Below are 634 nucleotides of genomic sequence, written 5' to 3' on the forward strand. Positions count from 1 at the left end.
GTCGGGCAGTATCGAGGCCGACGGGAGCATCTTGATTGCGGCCAACCAGCTGAATAACCGGCGTCGTGTCGTTAACACAACCAGCGTTTCTACCGATCCCGGCAACGATGGTGTGTATGCGGGTGGTGAGCTGATCGAAGGCAAGGCGATCCGGAACATCCAGGGAGCCCGGGCACCCTATCCTTACAAGGGGCTCGCGCCGGGTATTTATCGCAACTATCAGGTGATCCAGCAGGAGCAGCTGTCTTCGGCAAGCGCAGAGGGACGCATCGCGGCGGGCGGAAACATCCTGCTGTCGGGAAGCGTGACGAACAATGCCTCCACCATCGCTGCAGCAGGCGTGTTCGCTGCCAACCAGCGTGGTCTTGGCGGGCTCTCGGACGGGATGATCGTAGGCGGCGAGCAGCTGCTCAACCAGGCGCTGGCGTTGAATCAGACGGTTCGACAAAGCGACGTGGAACACATCGTCACCGCGATCACCAACGACTGCATGCAGCCGGTCGGGCAGAAGGTCGTTTGCTATTACGAAGAAGAAGACCAGCGGCTGAGCTCCTCAACGGTCAGCAGCAGCTATATCGCCCTGGCCGCCAGCATGACCGGCAACCAAGGCGTCAGCCTCAACGGCGCCAACATC

The 634-nt window shown here is 60.9% G+C and carries 1 pseudogene; it reads left to right on the plus strand.

What is annotated here, in order from left to right:
• Positions 1-634, plus strand: a pseudogene (locus CSC70_RS14010) (hemagglutinin repeat-containing protein); the annotation flags it as partial.

Source organism: Pseudoxanthomonas kalamensis DSM 18571, from assembly GCF_010211745.1.
GTDB classification, from domain to species: domain Bacteria; phylum Pseudomonadota; class Gammaproteobacteria; order Xanthomonadales; family Xanthomonadaceae; genus Pseudoxanthomonas_A; species Pseudoxanthomonas_A kalamensis.